We start from the raw sequence: 17,454 nt of genomic DNA on the forward strand, positions 1-17,454 counted from the left end.
CAGTAATTTAAATTTATACTATGACAATTCAGATGCCTTGGCGCCGAACCGCCCTTTCAACCCTTCTATCAAGACGTCGGCGAAGCGGAGCACGCTTTTAGGAGCCGATGTCGAGCTCTCAAGCTGCTCGGCGCGCTCCTTGGCGGCTTTGATGAGTAGTACCTTGCGGGCTTTGATCTGAGGATATTCAGCAGAAGGAAGGTTATCGATCAGGTTCGATTGGTCCTTCAACCACTCCGCTGTTTCACTTTCGCCCAGGCTCGTCCGTTGGACGGCCATGAAGCCAATTAGATTGGCTATCACGAGGTCAAGCGCCTTCGCCTTGTCGTTCTCCGGCACGCCAGCAAGCTCCAGCGCATGCAATATGCGCTCCGGAAGATGGGGGTTCAGAAAGTAATTTTCAGAGAGTTCGCTCCCGAGGGCGAGCGCGAGGCGTCCGCGTCCCTTGAAAGCGTCGAATGTGCCGGTGAACAGAGCTCGGAGATAGGACTCCCAGGTTTCGTTGGGATGGAGCGGGCGAGCAACGTCTGCGAGGACCAACCGGAACATTTCGGTGGCGATCTCACCCCCGCCACGGAACTTTACATAGATTGCCGCTGTTGCGACACCAAGCTCCTTAGCAAGTGGCTGGATCTTCAATGGGCGGCCTTGCTCTACGAACTTAAGCGCCTCTTCGATAATCTTAGCGCGAGTCAGATTCGCTCTTTGACCTCGGGTCCGCTTGGGCGGAAGAGGTGGGGCCGAAGTCGGCTTCTTCAGTCTTAGCTTTTTTCCCATGACCATCGAATTTTCGATTGAACAAAATTATTATTTGATACGTTTATATATATTGTCATAGTGACAATTATCAATCGGCTTGTCTGCGACTGAGGAAGGCGTGTGAAACCAGCGTTTTAAGTTCGCTGCTGACGCGGCTGTTTTCCCTGCAGCAGGTGAGACGAAATCGCTGCGCTCCCGATGCCTAACAGGCAGCTCAAGCCGCTGAAAATAAATAATTTTCTCTATGTGGATCGCAGAAAAGGGGTGAAATTCGCTGCGTTATATCGATATGCAGGGAATTTTCCCGTCGGAGACGGGTTCGGGGATGACTTCATCCACCGCCATAAATTATTGAATACAAATAGGAAAATTCGTCTCCCCGCCGTGGTCGCGTATTGCTGCGCACTATCCGGGACTTAGCGCGTGCTGACCGCCGACTCGTGACCGAGAGACAGATTTCGGACCGGAATTGCGAGGCCGTCGTGCCGAAAGTAGCATCGAAGGCATCGACAATCTTGGCGAAGTCGGCAAGCGAGCGCGTCAGACGATCGACCTTATAGACGACGACTGTATCGACCCGACCAGCTTCAAGGGAATGCATAATTGGGGGCTCCGGGTTTTGCGGCGCCAGAATTGGCGCTTGCACCACCCAAAGCCCCGTCGATTGCGGGAGGTGCCTGTCTCTCGCCGAGTCCGCGGCCAGGTCATCTATACGCGACAGCAATGCGTGCTTTCGGGGAGAAGTCCAGTCGCTGTTGAATCGACGAGAAAGGGCGAATTCTTGGTTAAAGGGAGTGGGTAGCTCAGTGCTAAATCTGAGAACAGATTTCTGAAAGTGGCGAGCGAGCGATAGTTACGTTGTTTTCCTTCAGCCGGCGATTTCTCGCTCAGTCTGAATATCCTTCAGAGCGCCGACTAACACGTTGATTTCATCGCATGTATTATAGAAAGCAAACGACGGACGAACGGTTGTTTCTTGTCCGAAGCGCCGCAGAATGGGCTGCGCGCAATGATGTCCGGAGCGCACAGCTATTCCGTATTTATTGAGCCGCGCGCCAATCTCTTCGCTCGGGACACCTTTCAGCGTCAGCGAAATCACGCTCGCCTTTTCCGGCGCCGTGCCGATGATGCGCAGGCCTGGAATCTCTTTTAAGCGATCGGTCGCGTAAACGAGCAACTGGTGTTCGTATTCGGCAATGTTGTGAAGACCGATCCTTTCAACATAATCAATCGCCGCTCCGAGCCCGACAGCATCGGCAATATTGCCCGTTCCGGCTTCGAACCTTTGCGGCGATTTGTGAAACTCAGTCCGCTCGAATGTGACGTCGCGGATCATGTTGCCGCCACTCTGGTAAGGCGGCAGCGCATCCATCAGTTCTTTCTTGCCGTAGACGGCGCCGATACCCGTAGGCGCAAACAATTTATGACCCGAGAAGACGAAGAAATCCGCGTCGAGATCCTGGACGTCGACCTTCATATGCGACACGGATTGTGCTCCGTCGATGAGCACGCGCGCACCAACGCGATGAGCCATGTCGACGATCGTCTTTGCCGGCGTGATAGTTCCGAGCGCGTTCGATACTTGAGTGAATGCGACGAGTTTGGTGCGGGCGTTTAGCAGCTTGCCGAATTCGTCCAAAAGCAGTGCGCCACAATCGTCAACGGGAGCAACGCGAAGCTTCGCTCCCTTCTCCAGGCAGAGCTGCTGCCAGGGGACGATGTTGGCATGATGTTCGAGATGGGTGACGACGATTTCGTCGCCGGGTCCGACGTTTTGACGCCCAAACGTTGCCGCCACGAGGTTGATGGCTTCCGTTGCGCCGCGCGTGAAAATGATGTCTTCCGCCGAGCCTGCATTGAGGAAGCGAGCGACTTTGTTGCGGGCACCTTCATAGGCGTCCGTGGCGCGCGCTGCTAGCTCGTGCGCGGCGCGATGGATGTTCGAGTTCTCGTGCTCGTAGAAATATTTGAGACGCTCGATAACGGAGCGCGGCTTCTGCGTCGTTGCGGCGTTGTCGAACCAGATCAACGGTCGGCCGTTGACCGTTTCATTGAGGATGGGGAAGTCCCGGCGGACGCCTTGGACGTCGAAACCACGACCGCTGCTAAGCGCCGTCGGCTGCGAGGCGGCGCCGCGATTTACGGTCTCGCCTGGAACTGCGCCGGAATTGAGAAAATATAAGTTCGAACCGGCAGCCCCCAACAACGCGCTTATTGGGTCGGCTGCGAGAGGCGCAAGCAACGTCTTAAGTTCGGCTTCGAACGGAATGGTGACGCTGCCGTAATCGAACGTTTGGCCGCCGGAGTTCGGTGCTTGGACGCCCGTATGATCATTCAAAATCTGCGGCGGTGGAGTTGCTGCAGGCGGCTGAGGAGGCGACGCGCGGTCAACACCGGGAAGAGCTTCAGCTGAGCGCGTGTTTTCTGATCGTGCTGGAATACCCTTCGAGGCGCCATATCCGGAAATAGACGGTCCTGCATCGATGCTTGCGGGCAGAGATCCCTCTGGTGTGCCGAGCAAAGCGTCACCGCTCTTGAGGGTGAGAGTTGAAATGTCCCGATCCGGCGAACCAAATGGAGTGTCCAAGGTTGGAGCGGCGATTCCGGGAGAGTCTGAGCCGGTCGGCAGCGAAATCTCAGATACCTGGCCGCCGTGAATGTATGGCGATGCGCCAACGCCGGGAAGCGAAGGGCCAGACGGGCTGCTCGCCAGTGATGGGACGCCGCCGTCGATCAGTCCGATCAACACGCCCTGATCAAGTGACGGGCCTTGGCCTGAGGAAAATCCTGAAGCGGAATTGAGCGAGAGTTCGGGAGTAGGCGTCCGCGGAAGTCCCGCCGCTATATGTGGTGCAGCGCTTCCGCCGATGTCAGTCGGCGACCCACCGAACCCGCCTTGCGACGGACCTGCTGGATAGGGGACAGCCTGTCCAGGCAGCGCTGCAAACAGTTCATTTGCTAGTTTTGTGAGCGTACCGACGTCCGGCAAGCCCGCCGGCGTCTGAACGCCCGAACCTCGCCCGAGCGCTTCAGCCGCAAGGCCATCGAGGGTCGTGCTACGTCCAAGATCAGCTATAGGCATGATACTTCGTCACATCCACATTCTCGAGCACACCGACGGCGTCATCCGTGAGGATCGCGAGCGAGCAATAGAGTGAGACGAGATACGATGCGATGGCTTGGTCGTTGATGCCCATGAAGCGGACCGAAAGTCCCTTCGACAGCTCGCCAGGAAGGCCGGGTTGGAATAATCCGACGACACCCTGCTTTGCTTCGCCTGTGCGAATAAGAAGAATATTTGTCTTGCCCGCTTTCACTTCGAGCTTGTCGGAGGGAACGAGCGGAATTCCACGCCAAGTCAGGAACGGCGACCCAAACAGCGTGATAGTGGGCGGGGGAACGCCGCGGCGTGTGCACTCGCGTCCGAACGCAGCGATGGCCTGTGGGTGCGCTAGGAAGAACGCCGGTTCCTTCCAGACCTTGGCAATGAGTTCATCGAGATCATCAGGTGTTGGTGCGCCGGTGCGGGTTTTGATTTTCTGAGAGGGAGCCGCATTCGGAATGATGCCGTATTCTTTGTTGTTGAGCAGCTCGCTTTCCTGCCGCTCTTTTACGGTCTCAATCGTGAGACGAAGCTGCTCTTTGATCTGATTGTGCGGAATGCTGTAGAGGTCTGAGACGCGCGTATGAATGTCGAGAACGGTCTGCACCGCGCTCAAAAGATATTCCCGCGGATTATCGATGTAGTCGACGAAGGTTTGCGGCAAGATGCGTTCGTCGCGTAGCGAGCACGCGACTTCGACGCTGTCAGCATCTTTGACCTTGTTGACACGATAGATGCCGGCCTCGACGGGAACCCAGCTCAGGAAATGCACGAGCCACCGCGGTGTGATGCTCGACATTTGCGGAACGGTTTTCGTCGCGTTGGCCAATTGCCTAGCGGCGATATCGCCCAGAGCCGTTTGAACTTCATCTGCCATAGCGTACCTGCTGTCTGCCAAATTGGAGAACACAAATTCTAGATACATGCTTATTCGTCGAACAAATAAGCAGTCAACGACGTTATATTGGAATTATATACCGGCGCCTTGATCGAAGGTCTCGCTGCGAACGTGCGCTTGCACGACTGCACTTAATGGCGGGACACTTCGCGTGAGCCAAACATTGCCGCCGATCGATGATCCTCGCCCAATGGTGATGCGGCCGAGAATTGTCGCCCCGGCGTAAATCACAACATCGTCTTCAACGATCGGATGGCGCGGCTCTCCTTTGACAAGCGCGCCTTGCTCGTCAACGGAGAACCGCTTTGCCCCCAGCGTCACCGCCTGATAGATCCGCACACGTTCGCCGATAATGACTGTCTCTCCAATCACAACACCTGTCCCGTGATCGATGAAAAAGCTTCCGCCGATCTCAGCGCCCGGATGAATGTCAATTCCAGTCTGCGAATGCGCGAGCTCAGCGATGATGCGCGCGACGACAGGCGCGCCCAAAGAATGCAACGTGTGCGCGATGCGGTGATAGATGATCGCTTTTACACCGGGAAAGCTCAGAAGCACTTCCTCTGTACTTCGTGCGGAGGGATCACCATCGTACGCAGCGCGGATATCGGTCTCTAAAAGCGTATATATGTCCGGCAGTTCGCTGGCGAAGTCCGCAACTATCCCATCAGCCGACCGGGGACTTTTTCCGTCCGAACGTCGTGAAGGATCGACGAACCCGTGCTCGCGCCTGATCTGCTCCACCAAAAGAAGCAGGGCCTCGTTGAGCGTGCTGCCGACGAAGAATGCCAAACCCTCTTCGCTATGGTCGACGGCTCCGGCGTGTCTCGGAAAGAGCGATGCGTAAAGCCTATCGACAACTTTTTGGAGCAGCTCAGGCGACGGAATCGGTGTGCGCCGATTGGCTGCGGATGCGACCCGTAGGCTTCTGCGCCGGGCCTCTCGCAGCCCGGCAACAATCGCCTCGATATCCCATGGCAGAACACTTGGTCCGTCGAGAGCGCTGTGGCCCGCAACATCGATCGTGGAATTATTCGTCACGTTCACATTCATTGCGTTTATATGGACACTTGCCGACTAGTTCTGCTTGGCCGTGATCTGGTCGTAGATGCCGCCGTCCGAAAAGTGGACTTTCTGAACTTCCGCCCATGGCCCGATCTTGTCTTCGACTTTGAACGTTCGGATTTCGGGAAAGTGCGCTGTTTTTAAAACTTCCGCGTTTTGCGGCCGAAAGTGATGCTTGGCGATGATCTGCTGCGCTTCATCGGAATAGAGAAAATCAAGGTATGCTTTGGCGACTTTCTCGGTTTTGCGCTTATCGACGACCTGCTGCACGATGGCGACAGGCGGAGCTGCTTCGATGCTTAGCGAGGGATAAACGACTTCAAAATCGCTTCCGTCGACTTCCGCTTTGATGAGTGCGGCCTCATTCTCAAACGATACGAGCACATCACCGATGCCGCGTTGCGTGAACGTTGTCGTTGCGCCGCGACCGCCGCCGTCAAAGACGGGGACGTTGGCAAAGAGCTTGGCGACGAAGTCGCGAGCCTTTTCGTCAGAGCCGAATTTCTCTTTCGCGTACCCCCAGGCGGCCAAGTAGGTATAGCGACCGTTACCCGACGTCTTAGGATTGGGCATAACGACGGACACTCCGGATTTGATCAAATCATCCCAGTCTTTGATGGCTTTGGGATTGCCTTTTCTCACAAGAAAGACGCTTGTCGTGGTGTAAGGAGCGGCATCATGCGGGAACTGCCTACGCCAGTCCGTACTGATGACGCCTTTCTTCGCAAGGAAGTCCAGATCGGTTGGCTGATTGAGCGTGACGACGTCGGCTTCAAGACCTTCGGCAACGGCTCGAGCCTGCTTGGTTGAGCCGCCGTGTGATTGCTTGACCGACACATCCTCTTCGGTCTTCTGCTTCCACTCCGCGGCAAACGCCGGGTCAATGTCTTTATAAAGCTCGCGGGAAACGTCATAAGAAGCGTTCAATATCGTTGTTTCGGCCGACGAGGAAGCTGAAGCGGCCGAAAGGAGAGCAAATGCGAGGCTGAGGCCGGTGACGATACGTCGGCTGATCATAAGAGTTTTCCCGATTTTAGAAGCGCGTCTGTGTTTGTTGTTCCAAAGCCGACAGCGCAAGCAAACGAATAAAAAATCACAAGCTTAGATTGCCGAAATGCAAAACGGCGCGGCGGAGTTTGGAACGCTTAAGCAGGAACGTTCATAAGCAAAGAAGAATTTGTTTATTCCCGACTCTGCAAACGCGGATAGCTTGCAAGGATCTCAGACGTTCACCAGTCGCGACGCCAGAGGTCACTCAGAAAATGAATTTCCAACAACTTAGAATTATCCGTGAGACGGTGCGGCACAGATTCAACCTGACCGAGGCGGCAAACGTCCTGTTCACCTCACAGTCCGGCGTCAGCAAGCACATACGTGATCTCGAACAGGAACTTGGCGTCGAGATTTTTGTGCGCCACGGAAAGCGACTTCTTGGCTTGACAGATCCCGGAAAGGAGGTCGTCAAAATTGTTGAGCGCATTCTCGTCGACGCCGAGAACCTGTCGCGCGTGGTCGCTGATTTCTCGGATGGCGACGAAGGAATTCTGCGCGTGGCGACAACGCATACGCAAGCCCGCTATACGTTGCCGGCCGTCATTGCGAGATTCAAAGAGACGTTTCCGGACGTTCGGCTTAACCTGCAACAGGCAAACCCAAAGGATCTGCCGACCATTCTGCATGAAGGCGATGCCGATATAGCAATCGCGACGGATACTCTTGATGATCACCCCGGTATCATCGCCTTCCCATATCACACATGGGACCATGCTGTTGTGGTTCCGCGCGGACATGCGTTGACTAAAGAAAGAGCTCTGACATTGGCTGCAATCGCCGCATGGCCCATCATTACGTACGACGACGGGCTGACGGGGCGGAGGCGGATCGATCAGGCCTTCGAAGCGGCCGGTTTAACCCCCGACATTTCGATAACGGCTCTCGACGCTGACGTGATCAAGGCCTATGCAGAACTTGGAATGGGCGTTGGTATCATCGCGTCCGTCGCTTATGATCGCGAACACGATCGCAAGCTGGTGAGGATAGACGCACCGAACTTGTTTCTACCAAGCACGTCAAGCATCGCTGTGCGTCGTGGGCGGCTTCTCCGGCGTTATGCCTATCGATTTATCGAGCATTGCAATCCAAGGCTCACCGAGCAGGCCATACGAATAGCCGACAGCGATCAGCCACAAGACTTGTAATTGGATGAGTTCAGCCCGACCTCGCGCGAGTGCCCTGATCGACTGCACGCGTATCCAAGGGGTCGGTCAGTCTTGCCGCGAGTTGCGCACATTGCTCGCGAATATCCGGGATGCCGGTGATTTCCCAGAAGGCTCCGCGCGTCAGGGGGCCGAGGGCGAATATGTCAGAAGCGGCATCGCCACGAAGGTCAATCAGCGCTGCGGCGCCGTCGACGTCGAATCCGAGGCCGAGACGATCGGGGCGCGCGAGGCCCTGATCGAGAAGGCTGCGAATAAGCGGATTTTTTATTCTCGAGACATCAACGCTGAAGCCCGTGCAGTCTGTGATGCCTTCGACTTCAATGGCCTCAACGGCATGCGTTCCGCGTCGGCGAAAGAAAACTTTGAAAGAGCCGTTTTCGTTATCCTGCGGCGTGACCGAAATGATCTTGGCCGGAATAATGATAAGTCTTCCGCGCGCTATGAGATCATCAATGGCCGCTGCGACCTTAGGCGCCATACGATGCCGCCGCACATCCCACCAGGGCCGCGCATGTCTCACAAACCGCGCCTTATCCTCTAAGGATAAGCTCTGCCATATTTTCTGTACGTACGGGCGAAGACCATCGAGAACGGCGCGCCAATCGGAGCCAGTTTTCGCCGCTTGTTCTGAGCGCGTTCGAAACCAGTGAAATATTTTCGAGAGGCGCCGCCCGTACGGGACGTCCGCGTCGGCAATTGCGGCCGGTTCAACCGGCCGATGGGCATGGGGAAGCAGGCCTCGTCGCGAGATCGCGTAAATCTTGCCCTGGTATCCCGCTGCGATCAGTGACTGCACTTGATCGACGGTCGAAAGCCCCGTCCCAAGAAGGAGGATGCTTTCAACTTTCTTTAGGGATGCACCATCGACGCTTAGCCACGGAATGAGATCGCCCGGCAACCCGGATATCGTCGGCGCCTCGTAACCGGTTGCGATGACCGCCACGTCCCCCTTGACGCGCCGATAATTATCAAGCGTTACGACGATGCCGCTCGCGGATCTGGATAGCGCAACGGCTTCGCCTTGGATGTTCGTACATCGCTGTGCGGTCGCACTGAGCCGCTGCAATTCGCTGCTCAAGTAGTTGCCGAATGCCAGACGCGACGCAAACCGAAAGTTTTCGCCGCCTATGGCGCGGGCGTCCTGGCTGTTTTTGTCCAGCCAGTGAACGAAGTGATCCGGCATGTCGGGATAGGCGCTCATATTCGAGGCGCGGACATTGAGGAGATGAATGGGATCTACGGACCCGTAGGCTATCCCTTTGCCCGGTGACGCCGTCCGTTCTATCAACGTGATTGTCGTATTTGTGTTGGTGCGCAGAATTTGAATTGCTAGTAGCGTCCCGCTTGCGCCGCCGCCAAGGATCAGGACATTCCGCGCTTTCGCCAAGCTCATTGCTCCACTTCGCAGCGCTAAACTTCTCGCAATATTCGCTCTTGCAGCGCCACAAGCTCTACATCTGTTCGCTGTCGCGGCCGTTCGGCCTTTACATCGACATCGAACGTCACGCGGCCTTCGCGCATGACGACGACCCTATCTGCCAGCGCGACAGCTTCGGCGACGTCATGTGTGATCAACACAGTTGTGAAGCGGTCGCGAAGCCAAAGTTTTTCAAGAAGCGTATGCATGTCGGCGCGGGTCAATGCGTCAAGCGCACCGAACGGCTCGTCCAGCAATAAGACATTGGGCTCGCCGACGAGCACGCGCGCAAGGGCAACTCTCTGGCGCTGGCCGCCTGAAAGAACTGCCGGCCATTCATTGTTGCGCTCAGCGAGGCCTACGTCGCGGAGAGCGTTCATCGCAGCATCGCGCCAACCCGGCGCCCGAGCGATTCCGACATTGCTGAGAACCGTCTGCCACGGCAGCAAGCGCGCATCTTGAAACAGCAGCTTTACCGATTTCTGCAATCCTTGAACGACGGATCCATCAATCGAAATGTTGCCGTTCGTCGGCTTATCAAGGCCAACGATCAGACGCATGAGACTCGATTTTCCGACGCCCGATCTGCCGACCACTGCTAGGAATTGCCCAGCGGGAATAGCGAGATTTAAGCCCCTTAGAACGTGGCGGTCACCGTATGAGAGGTGCAGATCGTTGAGATCAACGCGCTTCCCCCGATGCCTTCCGGCATCGAAGGCTGCCGGTTCTCGCGCACCGTTTTGCGCTTTGGACATCGGTGAGGAAAACACGCCATCGGCGTTATTCAATCGCTTCAGCATCATCAAGGAACCTGTTTCAACACCACGTTTGGCTAATTGGAAGAGGCGCCATAGTGGTAGGCCGGATGCCACGCGAGTACACGTCGCTCGATGAGTTTCGTTGCGGTATCGGCGGCTTTGCCGAGTAGCGCATAGACGAGAATGCCGAGTACGACGACGTCGGTTTGCAGAAACTCGCGGGCGTTCATTGTCATGTATCCTATGCCGGACGATGCAGAGATCGTTTCGGCCACGATAAGGGTTAGCCACATGATGCCGAGAGCGTAGCGAAGTCCGACGAGCACAGACGGCATCGCGCCGGGAAGCAGAACGCGCCAGAATATTGCAAACGATCCCAGCCCGTTCACCTCTGCCATCTCGATCAAGCCGCGATCCGCCGTGCGAATGCCGTGATAAGTATTGAGGTAGATGGGGAAGAGCGTGCCGATTGCGACCAGGAAGATCTTGGCCGTCTCGTCAATTCCGAACCAGAGAATGACCATAGGAATGATGGCGAGGTGCGGAACATTCCGAAGCATCTGAAGTCCGGAATCGAGAAGGAGTTCCGCTCGTCGGGATACTCCGGTAAGGACGCCGAGTGCGAACCCGAGGCTGCCGCCGATAGCTAGCCCTATAATTGCGCGCTCGAAGCTGATCAGGGCATTGCTGCCGAGTTCGCCGCTTTTCGCGCTTTCCCAGAAGGCAATCGCGACATTGCTTGGAGCGGGCAATGTTCGGGCTTCGATGAAGCCGGTTCGCGCGCCCACCTCCCACAAGATCAGCAGGGCGACCGGAAGCAGCCAGGGCACGAGGCGCTCTGTCGTTGCGCGCCAGTGGCCAGACCTTGTCACGATTGGCCCCGTTGACGTTCTGCTGGAGCAAAGTCGTTGGCAATCGTTTCTCCGATTGGGCCACGCCGTGTGCGAATGCCCGGCGTCGTTTCCGCGAGCGGCAGGAGCGGGAACACCAACTCGGCGAACCGGTACGCTTCTTCCAGGTGCGGATAGCCGGAGAAGATGAATGTATCGATCCCGATGCGCATGTATTCCTTGATGCGCTCTGCAACTGTTTGCGGGTCGCCAACGAGAGCCGTTCCTGCGCCGCCACGTACGAGCCCGACACCGGCCCAAAGATTGGGGCTGACTTCCAGTTTCTCCCGGCTTCCGCCATGCAGCGCGAGCATGCGCTTCTGGCCGACGGAATCCATCCGTTCGAATGTCTTTTGCGCGGATGCCAGCGTCTGATCGTCAAGATATTTCAAAAGATCATTAGCGGCACGCCATGCTTCATCGTTTGTTTCGCGGACGATGACGTGCAGGCGAATACCGAAGGAAAAGCTGCGGCCTTTGGCATTGGCCACTTTCTGTGCCGCAACGATCTTCTTCGCAACCTCGGACGGAGGCTCGCCCCAAGTCAGATATTTATCTATTGTCTCGGCCGCTACCGCGATCCCGGCATCAGACGAGCCACCGAAGTAAAGCGGCGGGTGCGGCTTCTGCAGTGGCGGAAACAGAAGTCTTCCGTCTTCGATTTTGATATGTCGGCCTTCGTAGTCGACGCGACCGCCAGAGAGAAGCGCTTTGTAGGTATCAAGAAATTCCTTGGTGACCGCATAGCGTTCGTCGTGGTCAAGGAATATGCCGTCGCCTTTGTTCTCGACGGGATCACCGCCAGTGACGACGTTGATCAGAAGCCGGCCATCGGAGATTCTGTCGAGCGTTGCCGTCATTCGTGCGGCGACGGCGGGCGACAAAAGCCCCGGCCGCACAGCGACGAGAAAGCGAAGATCACGTGTCTGAGGAAGAAGCGCCGAGGCAATGACCCATGAATCTTCGCAGCTTCGACCCGTCGGCAAAAGCACACCGTAATACCCCAGCTTGTCGGAAGCTTCAGCGATCTGGCGAAGATAGCTGAGATCGACGTCACGGCCGCCGACAGACGATCCTAGGTATCGGCCGTCGCCATGCGTCGGAAGGAACCAAAGTATATTTGCGTTGTCGGCAGGTGCGATCGTCACAAGTAAGAAACCCTGAAGACATTTCCAAAACCAACCGCGGCGATCAATGCTGAAGGCGCCGGAAAGCTTTCGCTTTGCCTTGCGCACCGAGCGTTGATCGCCGCTATCTGGCATATTGGATGGACGGCTGCTCGAAACCAAACAAGAAAATGCGATTAGCTTTTCTGTTTTTCGTATTGGTCCTCGGTCGGGAGGGCATGACTACTATTGCAAGATTCAATGCGCAGTGGTGCACGCACACATTTTCGAGGAATCGCTATATGGATCGTCGTCGGCTTTTGCAGGTTGCATTCGCGCTTGGCATAACGTCGAGCTTTTACGCTCTTAACGCGACAGCGGCGGACAGACCGACGACCGTGCGCATCGGCTATCAGAAATCCTCAACACTGATCACAGTGCTAAGGGCGAACGGGGAGCTCGAAAAAAGCCTCGCTAGACTAGGTGTCAAGGTGAAGTGGTCGGAATTCTCCAGCGGTCTTCCACTATTAGAAGCTCTCAATGTCGGGGCCATAGATCTTTCGGGAGACGTTGCCGATACTGTGCCGATCTTTGCACAGGCAGCCGGTGCGAAGTTGACGTACTATGCCAGTGAAGGACCATCGCCGGCGGCGCAGGCGCTCATCGTAGCGGCCAACTCACCAATCCATTCAGTAGCCGATCTGAGGGGAAAGAAAGTCGCCGTCACGAAAGCTTCGGGAAGTCATTATTTTTTGATTGCGGCGCTCGCAAAGGCCGGACTGAAGCTCAAGGACATCCAACCTGCCTATCTCACGCCCGCCGACGGCCGGGCGGCCTTTGAGAAAGGTGCGGTCGACGCCTGGGTCACCTGGGACCCTTACGTCGCGGCAGTTGAGAAGCAGGCCGATGCTCGAGTACTTGCCAACGGCGAGGGTATCGCAAGCTATCAACGCTATTATCTCGCGTCGTCAAGCTTCGCGGCGGCAAGGTCCGACGTTCTCAAGCTTGTCTACTCAAAACTCAAAGAAACAGGCGAATGGGTAAAGCAGAATCCTGAAGCTGCCGCCCAAATTCTTGCGCCGGCATGGGGGCTCGATTCAGCTGTCATTTCGGTAGCAAATAGCCGCCGGAGCTACGAGATTCGTTCTGTCTCGTCCGACAATCTTACCGAAGAACAGAAAATAGCTGACACATTCTTTGCAGAACGGGCTCTTCCAAAGCGGATTAATTCCAGCGAAGCGCAGGTCTGGTCGCTCGATAAGCAGGCATCCGCTCAATAATTAGAAATTCAGCAAAAGAAGCCCGGCAAAAGGCTGGGCTCTTTTGTTCCGCGGCTCGCTCTTTGACGTCACGATTGATGGTCTCCGCCGTGCCAATGCGCATCATGGTGTACGTGTGTGGGGAGATAAGCGCCAGGTTTGAAGAGCGCATCGTAGTATTCAGTATCGATGTGATGGGCCTGCAGATACATCAGGGTATAGACCGATGGTATCGTGGCCGGAAACTTTCCAAACGTATCGTACATATACTGTGCCTGTAAGGCGATGAGACGCTTGAAGCGTTCGTCGTGAAGTTGTGCGCTTGCGCGTACGGTCGGGCTATCCTTCCAAGGTCCCGGCGTTTCGGGATTGAAGGGACCGCCAGGGCCAAATTTGCGCAGGACGAGCGCGTCGACCGCTTCGCTTAGATCTTTGTAGTGCGGTGGTGCGAATGCGGTAAAGACGCCTTCGAGACCCGTGGGATTAGGCTGCGGCCATCGCGGATCGGTATCGTAGCGAAAGCCAAGACCTGGAACTTGAGGATCGCCGCTGGCACCAAGCACGGTGAGGCGGTCGATCCCATCGTAGATCCATCCGCCAAGACCAAGCGCCTGCAATAATAGCTGGCCTGCAAAAGGACCGATCGCGAGTTCAGCTGAGAGCTCCGCCAACGAATATTGGTCGAGGAATGAAAGGGGATAGGGATTATCGACATCGACGATATCTCTGAACTTCTCGATCCCTGGGATCTTTCGTTTGTTGATGTCATCGTAGATCGTGAAACCGTTCTGCGCATAAAACGCGATGTTTAGCAGAACATGCTGTGCGAGATCTCCAACGGGAAAGATCAGCAGTGAGCCCGGCGCATTGCCGACCCACGTGTTATGCCCTTCCATATACGGCTCGCGGTTCGGGATATAAATCCGTTTGTCTGATAGCTGGCGGATTTGAGACTTGTGCGCTGCAAGCAGACGTTCAAGCTCGACGCTGCCATCAGCGTCGCGCTCGACCGGCACCGGCGTATCTCGCGTTTCGAAAATGTAGGTGCCGCTGTCGTCGGTGAAGAAAACTTCGGTGGTGTGAAACCCAGCAGCCGAAGGGAACGTTCTTCCGCCGGCAGCGCCGGGATAATTCGACAGATGCGGTGCGTAACGATCGTGTCTCGTGACGCTCTCATGCCAGCCGGTTTTTCCTGCAACTGTCGTAACGAGCAATAGTCGTTCAAGCTCCGATAACGGCTCGGGCTTGAAGCGAGACTTAAATTTGAGCGTCCCATCGGGAATTTCCGCGCCACGAAAAAATCGACGTGAGCGGCGCTGAAAGATGGCGGCCGTCAAGGGATAGCGGACGAGTTCTTTTAGCGCCTCGTGTTCGCCTGGAGTTAGTGAAAGGTGACCGCTGCCAGCGCTGCTTTCCGCTTGTTCGATGCTTGAGTCAGACATGCGACGAAATCCTGATACTGGGTAACGGTAGCTGCCGCGCTATTGATTACACGAGAAAAACGATCTCGCTACGCATTTCCGAATGCGCATGGTCATTTCAGCGAGGCCGTTTTTTCCGCGTCGGACGGCGTCGGTTTCCAAATCGGGAAAGTCAGTCGCGCCCAAACGTGGGTGTCATTTTTTGAATAATTTGTTGCTCCGCCTTGGTCGACCGCACGTGTCGCCTCCAACAAAAGTTTGGCTCCGCCAAAATCATAGCCGACCATTCCGCCGATGCCGACGATGTGCCCTTGGCCGACGGCGGCATTTGTAACGGTCTCTTCCAAATCCCACGCGCCGTAGCCGACGGCGCCGAACTGCCACTTGCCAAACGCGTGTGCCACTGTCCAATCGACGTTGAAGTAATTGGGTTGTCTGCGGTTGACCTCGTCGGGCGTGGTAACGCCATAGATCGTATTCGCCGAAATGATCCAGCCGTCTTTAAGGTAGCTGAAGGCAACACGGGTTTCGGCGGCCCATCCGCTCGTTTTATTTGGGGTCGTGAAAGCGACGTCACTATCGAAGGGAAAATAGATGCCTTCACCTAGTGAAACAAAATAGCCTTGTCCTAAATTCCACGACAGACTTATGGGAATGAGTAGTGGACTGAACAGGCCGGTCTTGGTCGACGACGTCACTTTATTTTGTACCTGCAGAGCCTCGGGGATCACTATCGCAGAGTACGAGGCGCCGAGAAAATTCCAGCCCGAAGACCAAGTGAATGCTGGAACATCCGCTGTTATGCTTTTGTCGGGGCCGTCGCCATAGTGTGTGAGATTCGAAACGTAGATCCCGGGAGAGAACGAAGCTCCCAGCGGCAGGCCCATCGTGACACCGGGCGGTGTCCAGGAAACTGCAGCGGCTGGTGCAACCGAGCCGGAAAGAACCGCGAGGCCAAGTATCCCCGATAATAGTCTGTTGTTCGTCATCGTTGTCCCCTTGAAAAGTTTTTCAAATGCCCCCCACGGGCGGATTGCGGTGCGTTATTGTTCGATTGGATGATGGTGCGCGTGTAGTTCATGGCTGATAGTCGGAGTGCGCGTAGAAGTAGGTGAGCGCCGCTTCGGCTACGTCCTGGTCTTGAATGGCAGTGCCTGAGCTGACGCCAATTCCGCCGACGATCTCGCCGCTCACAAAAACTGGCAGGCCGCCGCCGATGATGGAGAAGTGGCCGCCATTAGTGATGTGAATGCCGAATGTAGGTTGGCCAGGGACACAAAGTTGGTTGTAGACGTGCGTTCCCTTGCGGGCGACGGCAGCCGTGAAAGCTTTGTCAACTGCGATCGATATGCTGCTGATTTTGCCGCCATCCATCCGCTTGAAATCGATGAGGTGGCCGGAATCATCTGCGACCGCGATACACATCGGGACCTTGATGTCATTAGAAGCCGCTATCGCGCCATGGATAAGAATAGCGGCGTCGGCAAGCGAAAGCCGTCGAACTTCAAGCATGCGCATAACCCTTGAGAGAAGCGATATGAGACGAAAGGAACGCGTGAAGTTCCTCTAAATGCACGCCGTCGATGGCGTCGTAGGGCGGAAATGGTCGCCCAATCCGAACGCCGAGATAGTTCTCCGACGCTTTCATGACAGCAGCGAGCCCGTAGGACATCCATCTTGAAGGATACGTCGCGAAGACCTGCTGCAATTCTGTTGCGCGAGAGAGATCGCCACGGTGGTAAGCATTGATGAGAAGATGCGCGATCTCGGAGGCAGGCGGAGGTAACGTGACGCCCGCTCCGCCGAGCTGAAGTGTGATCAGCAGCATCTGCATCGTTGTGAAATAGTGGGCGAGGCCTGCGTGCTCGATTTCGGCAATCAGCCGAGAGACGCGTGCAAGATCGCGGGAGCTTTCCTTGATGAGTTTGATATGCTCGAGTTTAGCGAGTTCAACGGTCGCCGGAATCGAGACGTCCGCGCCTGGCCCAGCATTCAGGTAGAGAATGAAGGGGAGGGAAGTCTCGCGACCTACCGACTCAAAATAGCGCACGAGTTCCGATGTCGCCGCCGCGCCGCCTGTTGGTTTTTGTGGCGCAAGCAATTGCACAGCTTTCGCCCCGTGTTTCTCTGCGAAATGCGCAAGCTCGACCGCAATTTTAAAAGATGGATGCGAAATGCCGACGGCGACTGGAACACGATCGTCGACAGCGTCGATCGTGGCTCGAATAAGGTCGAGACGCTCATCAAAAGGCAAGAATTGATACTCTTGCGCTTCGACGCCCGCCGCAATGATCAGTGCTGGCTGACTGTGTTCGACAACGGCATCGACGCCGTTTTTTAGGGCGGCGTAGTCAACTTTCCAATCGGCAGTAAACGGCGTCAGCGGAGGAACGAGTATTCCTGGACGGCGAATATCCAATTTCTGCATTTCGATATGTGTTCCCAAACTTCTCGCTGCGCATGAATTTCTGCAGCTCCCAAGATCGCGATTAACATCGTGCTATCTTTTATTCAATAGACTCTACAGATTTAGTAGACTAATGAGATGCGACGCTTTCG

At 55.9% G+C, this 17,454-nt stretch carries 15 protein-coding genes and 1 pseudogene; 2 read left to right on the top strand and 14 right to left on the bottom strand.

Annotated features, from left to right (window positions below):
• Positions 1–18 precede the first annotated feature (18 nt).
• From HYP802_RS0103940 to HYP802_RS0103965, 6 genes and pseudogenes are all read right to left on the bottom strand, one after another.
• Positions 19–639, bottom strand: a complete 621-nt coding sequence (locus HYP802_RS0103940) for a hypothetical protein (protein WP_155831131.1) — start codon at positions 637–639, stop codon at positions 19–21.
• 613 nt (positions 640–1,252) lie between these two features.
• Positions 1,253–1,363: pseudogene (locus HYP802_RS23940) on the bottom strand (recombinase family protein); the annotation flags it as partial.
• Positions 1,364–1,627: 264 nt separating this feature from the next.
• On the bottom strand, positions 1,628–3,841 hold the full coding sequence (locus HYP802_RS0103950; RefSeq protein ID WP_024275204.1) for a family 2A encapsulin nanocompartment cargo protein cysteine desulfurase: 2,214 nt from the start codon (positions 3,839–3,841) through the stop codon (positions 1,628–1,630).
• Positions 3,828–4,739, bottom strand: coding sequence for a family 2A encapsulin nanocompartment shell protein (locus HYP802_RS0103955; protein WP_024275205.1), 912 nt, complete (start codon positions 4,737–4,739; stop codon positions 3,828–3,830). The genes HYP802_RS0103950 and HYP802_RS0103955 overlap by 14 nt, the downstream gene beginning before the upstream one ends.
• Positions 4,740–4,832: 93 nt before the next feature.
• Positions 4,833–5,813 carry a serine O-acetyltransferase EpsC gene (gene epsC / locus HYP802_RS0103960; protein ID WP_081740936.1) on the bottom strand — a complete coding sequence of 327 codons (981 nt, stop codon included), beginning with the start codon at positions 5,811–5,813 and terminating at the stop codon, positions 4,833–4,835.
• 24 nt (positions 5,814–5,837) lie between these two features.
• Positions 5,838–6,842: a sulfate ABC transporter substrate-binding protein gene (locus tag HYP802_RS0103965; RefSeq protein ID WP_024275207.1), complete on the bottom strand. Its 1,005-nt coding sequence runs from the start codon at positions 6,840–6,842 to the stop codon at positions 5,838–5,840.
• Positions 6,843–7,087: 245 nt separating this feature from the next.
• On the opposite strand from HYP802_RS0103965, the gene HYP802_RS0103970 reads away from it, so the two are divergent.
• Positions 7,088–8,023 carry a CysB family HTH-type transcriptional regulator gene (locus tag HYP802_RS0103970; protein ID WP_024275208.1) on the top strand — a complete coding sequence of 312 codons (936 nt, stop codon included), beginning with the start codon at positions 7,088–7,090 and terminating at the stop codon, positions 8,021–8,023.
• A 10-nt stretch (positions 8,024–8,033) separates the two neighbouring features.
• On the opposite strand, the gene HYP802_RS0103975 is transcribed toward HYP802_RS0103970, so the two are convergent.
• Genes HYP802_RS0103975 through ssuD form a run of 4 tightly spaced genes read right to left on the bottom strand, consistent with a single transcriptional unit; the run spans position 8,034 to position 12,257 of the window.
• Complete coding sequence (locus HYP802_RS0103975) at positions 8,034–9,437, bottom strand: FAD/NAD(P)-binding protein (protein WP_024275209.1); 1,404 nt, start codon at positions 9,435–9,437, stop codon at positions 8,034–8,036.
• 17 nt (positions 9,438–9,454) lie between these two features.
• A complete protein-coding gene (locus tag HYP802_RS0103980) occupies positions 9,455–10,264 on the bottom strand; it encodes an ABC transporter ATP-binding protein (protein ID WP_024275210.1) in 810 nt (269 codons plus the stop codon).
• Positions 10,265–10,293: 29 nt separating this feature from the next.
• A complete protein-coding gene (gene ssuC / locus HYP802_RS0103985) occupies positions 10,294–11,091 on the bottom strand; it encodes an aliphatic sulfonate ABC transporter permease SsuC (RefSeq protein WP_024275211.1) in 798 nt (265 codons plus the stop codon).
• Positions 11,088–12,257 (bottom strand): FMNH2-dependent alkanesulfonate monooxygenase, encoded by a 1,170-nt coding sequence (ssuD, locus tag HYP802_RS0103990; protein ID WP_155831132.1) that lies wholly within the window; start codon positions 12,255–12,257, stop codon positions 11,088–11,090. Before ssuD ends, ssuC begins: the two co-directional genes overlap by 4 nt.
• 260 nt (positions 12,258–12,517) lie before the next feature.
• Here ssuD and HYP802_RS0103995 point away from each other — a divergent pair, with 260 nt between their 5' ends.
• Entirely contained in the window at positions 12,518–13,495 is a 978-nt protein-coding gene (locus tag HYP802_RS0103995; RefSeq protein ID WP_013945810.1) for an aliphatic sulfonate ABC transporter substrate-binding protein, read from the top strand.
• 68 nt (positions 13,496–13,563) lie between these two features.
• On the opposite strand, the gene HYP802_RS0104000 is transcribed toward HYP802_RS0103995, so the two are convergent.
• The 4 genes from HYP802_RS0104000 to HYP802_RS0104015 all read right to left on the bottom strand — a co-directional run bounded on the left by HYP802_RS0104000 (position 13,564) and on the right by HYP802_RS0104015 (position 17,323).
• Positions 13,564–14,916 (bottom strand): hypothetical protein, encoded by a 1,353-nt coding sequence (locus HYP802_RS0104000; protein WP_013945811.1) that lies wholly within the window; start codon positions 14,914–14,916, stop codon positions 13,564–13,566.
• 92 nt (positions 14,917–15,008) lie between these two features.
• Positions 15,009–15,782 (bottom strand): transporter, encoded by a 774-nt coding sequence (locus HYP802_RS0104005; RefSeq protein ID WP_024275213.1) that lies wholly within the window; start codon positions 15,780–15,782, stop codon positions 15,009–15,011.
• Positions 15,783–15,972: 190 nt separating this feature from the next.
• Positions 15,973–16,407, bottom strand: a complete 435-nt coding sequence (locus HYP802_RS0104010; RefSeq protein ID WP_013945813.1) for a heme-binding protein — start codon at positions 16,405–16,407, stop codon at positions 15,973–15,975.
• Entirely contained in the window at positions 16,400–17,323 is a 924-nt protein-coding gene (locus HYP802_RS0104015; RefSeq protein ID WP_013945814.1) for a dihydrodipicolinate synthase family protein, read from the bottom strand. Before HYP802_RS0104015 ends, HYP802_RS0104010 begins: the two co-directional genes overlap by 8 nt.
• Between the last annotated feature and the right edge of the window lie 131 nt (positions 17,324–17,454).

This window comes from Hyphomicrobium sp. 802, from assembly GCF_000526135.1.
Taxonomy (GTDB): domain Bacteria; phylum Pseudomonadota; class Alphaproteobacteria; order Rhizobiales; family Hyphomicrobiaceae; genus Hyphomicrobium_B.

What these genes read in the sequence shown, in the direction of transcription:
- HYP802_RS0103950 (WP_024275204.1), bottom strand. Translation starts at nt 3,841, where the DNA reads ATGCCTATAGCTGATCTTGGACGTAGCACGACCCTCGATGGCCTTGCG.
- HYP802_RS0103955 (WP_024275205.1), bottom strand. Translation starts at nt 4,739, where the DNA reads ATGGCAGATGAAGTTCAAACGGCTCTGGGCGATATCGCCGCTAGGCAA.
- epsC (WP_081740936.1), bottom strand. Translation starts at nt 5,813, where the DNA reads ATGAATGTGAACGTGACGAATAATTCCACGATCGATGTTGCGGGCCAC.
- HYP802_RS0103965 (WP_024275207.1), bottom strand. Translation starts at nt 6,842, where the DNA reads ATGATCAGCCGACGTATCGTCACCGGCCTCAGCCTCGCATTTGCTCTC.
- HYP802_RS0103970 (WP_024275208.1), top strand. Translation starts at nt 7,088, where the DNA reads ATGAATTTCCAACAACTTAGAATTATCCGTGAGACGGTGCGGCACAGA.
- HYP802_RS0103975 (WP_024275209.1), bottom strand. Translation starts at nt 9,437, where the DNA reads ATGAGCTTGGCGAAAGCGCGGAATGTCCTGATCCTTGGCGGCGGCGCA.
- HYP802_RS0103980 (WP_024275210.1), bottom strand. Translation starts at nt 10,264, where the DNA reads ATGATGCTGAAGCGATTGAATAACGCCGATGGCGTGTTTTCCTCACCG.
- HYP802_RS0103995 (WP_013945810.1), top strand. Translation starts at nt 12,518, where the DNA reads ATGGATCGTCGTCGGCTTTTGCAGGTTGCATTCGCGCTTGGCATAACG.
- HYP802_RS0104000 (WP_013945811.1), bottom strand. Translation starts at nt 14,916, where the DNA reads ATGTCTGACTCAAGCATCGAACAAGCGGAAAGCAGCGCTGGCAGCGGT.
- HYP802_RS0104005 (WP_024275213.1), bottom strand. Translation starts at nt 15,782, where the DNA reads ATGGGCCTGCCGCTGGGAGCTTCGTTCTCTCCCGGGATCTACGTTTCG.
- HYP802_RS0104010 (WP_013945813.1), bottom strand. Translation starts at nt 16,407, where the DNA reads ATGCTTGAAGTTCGACGGCTTTCGCTTGCCGACGCCGCTATTCTTATC.
- HYP802_RS0104015 (WP_013945814.1), bottom strand. Translation starts at nt 17,323, where the DNA reads ATGCAGAAATTGGATATTCGCCGTCCAGGAATACTCGTTCCTCCGCTG.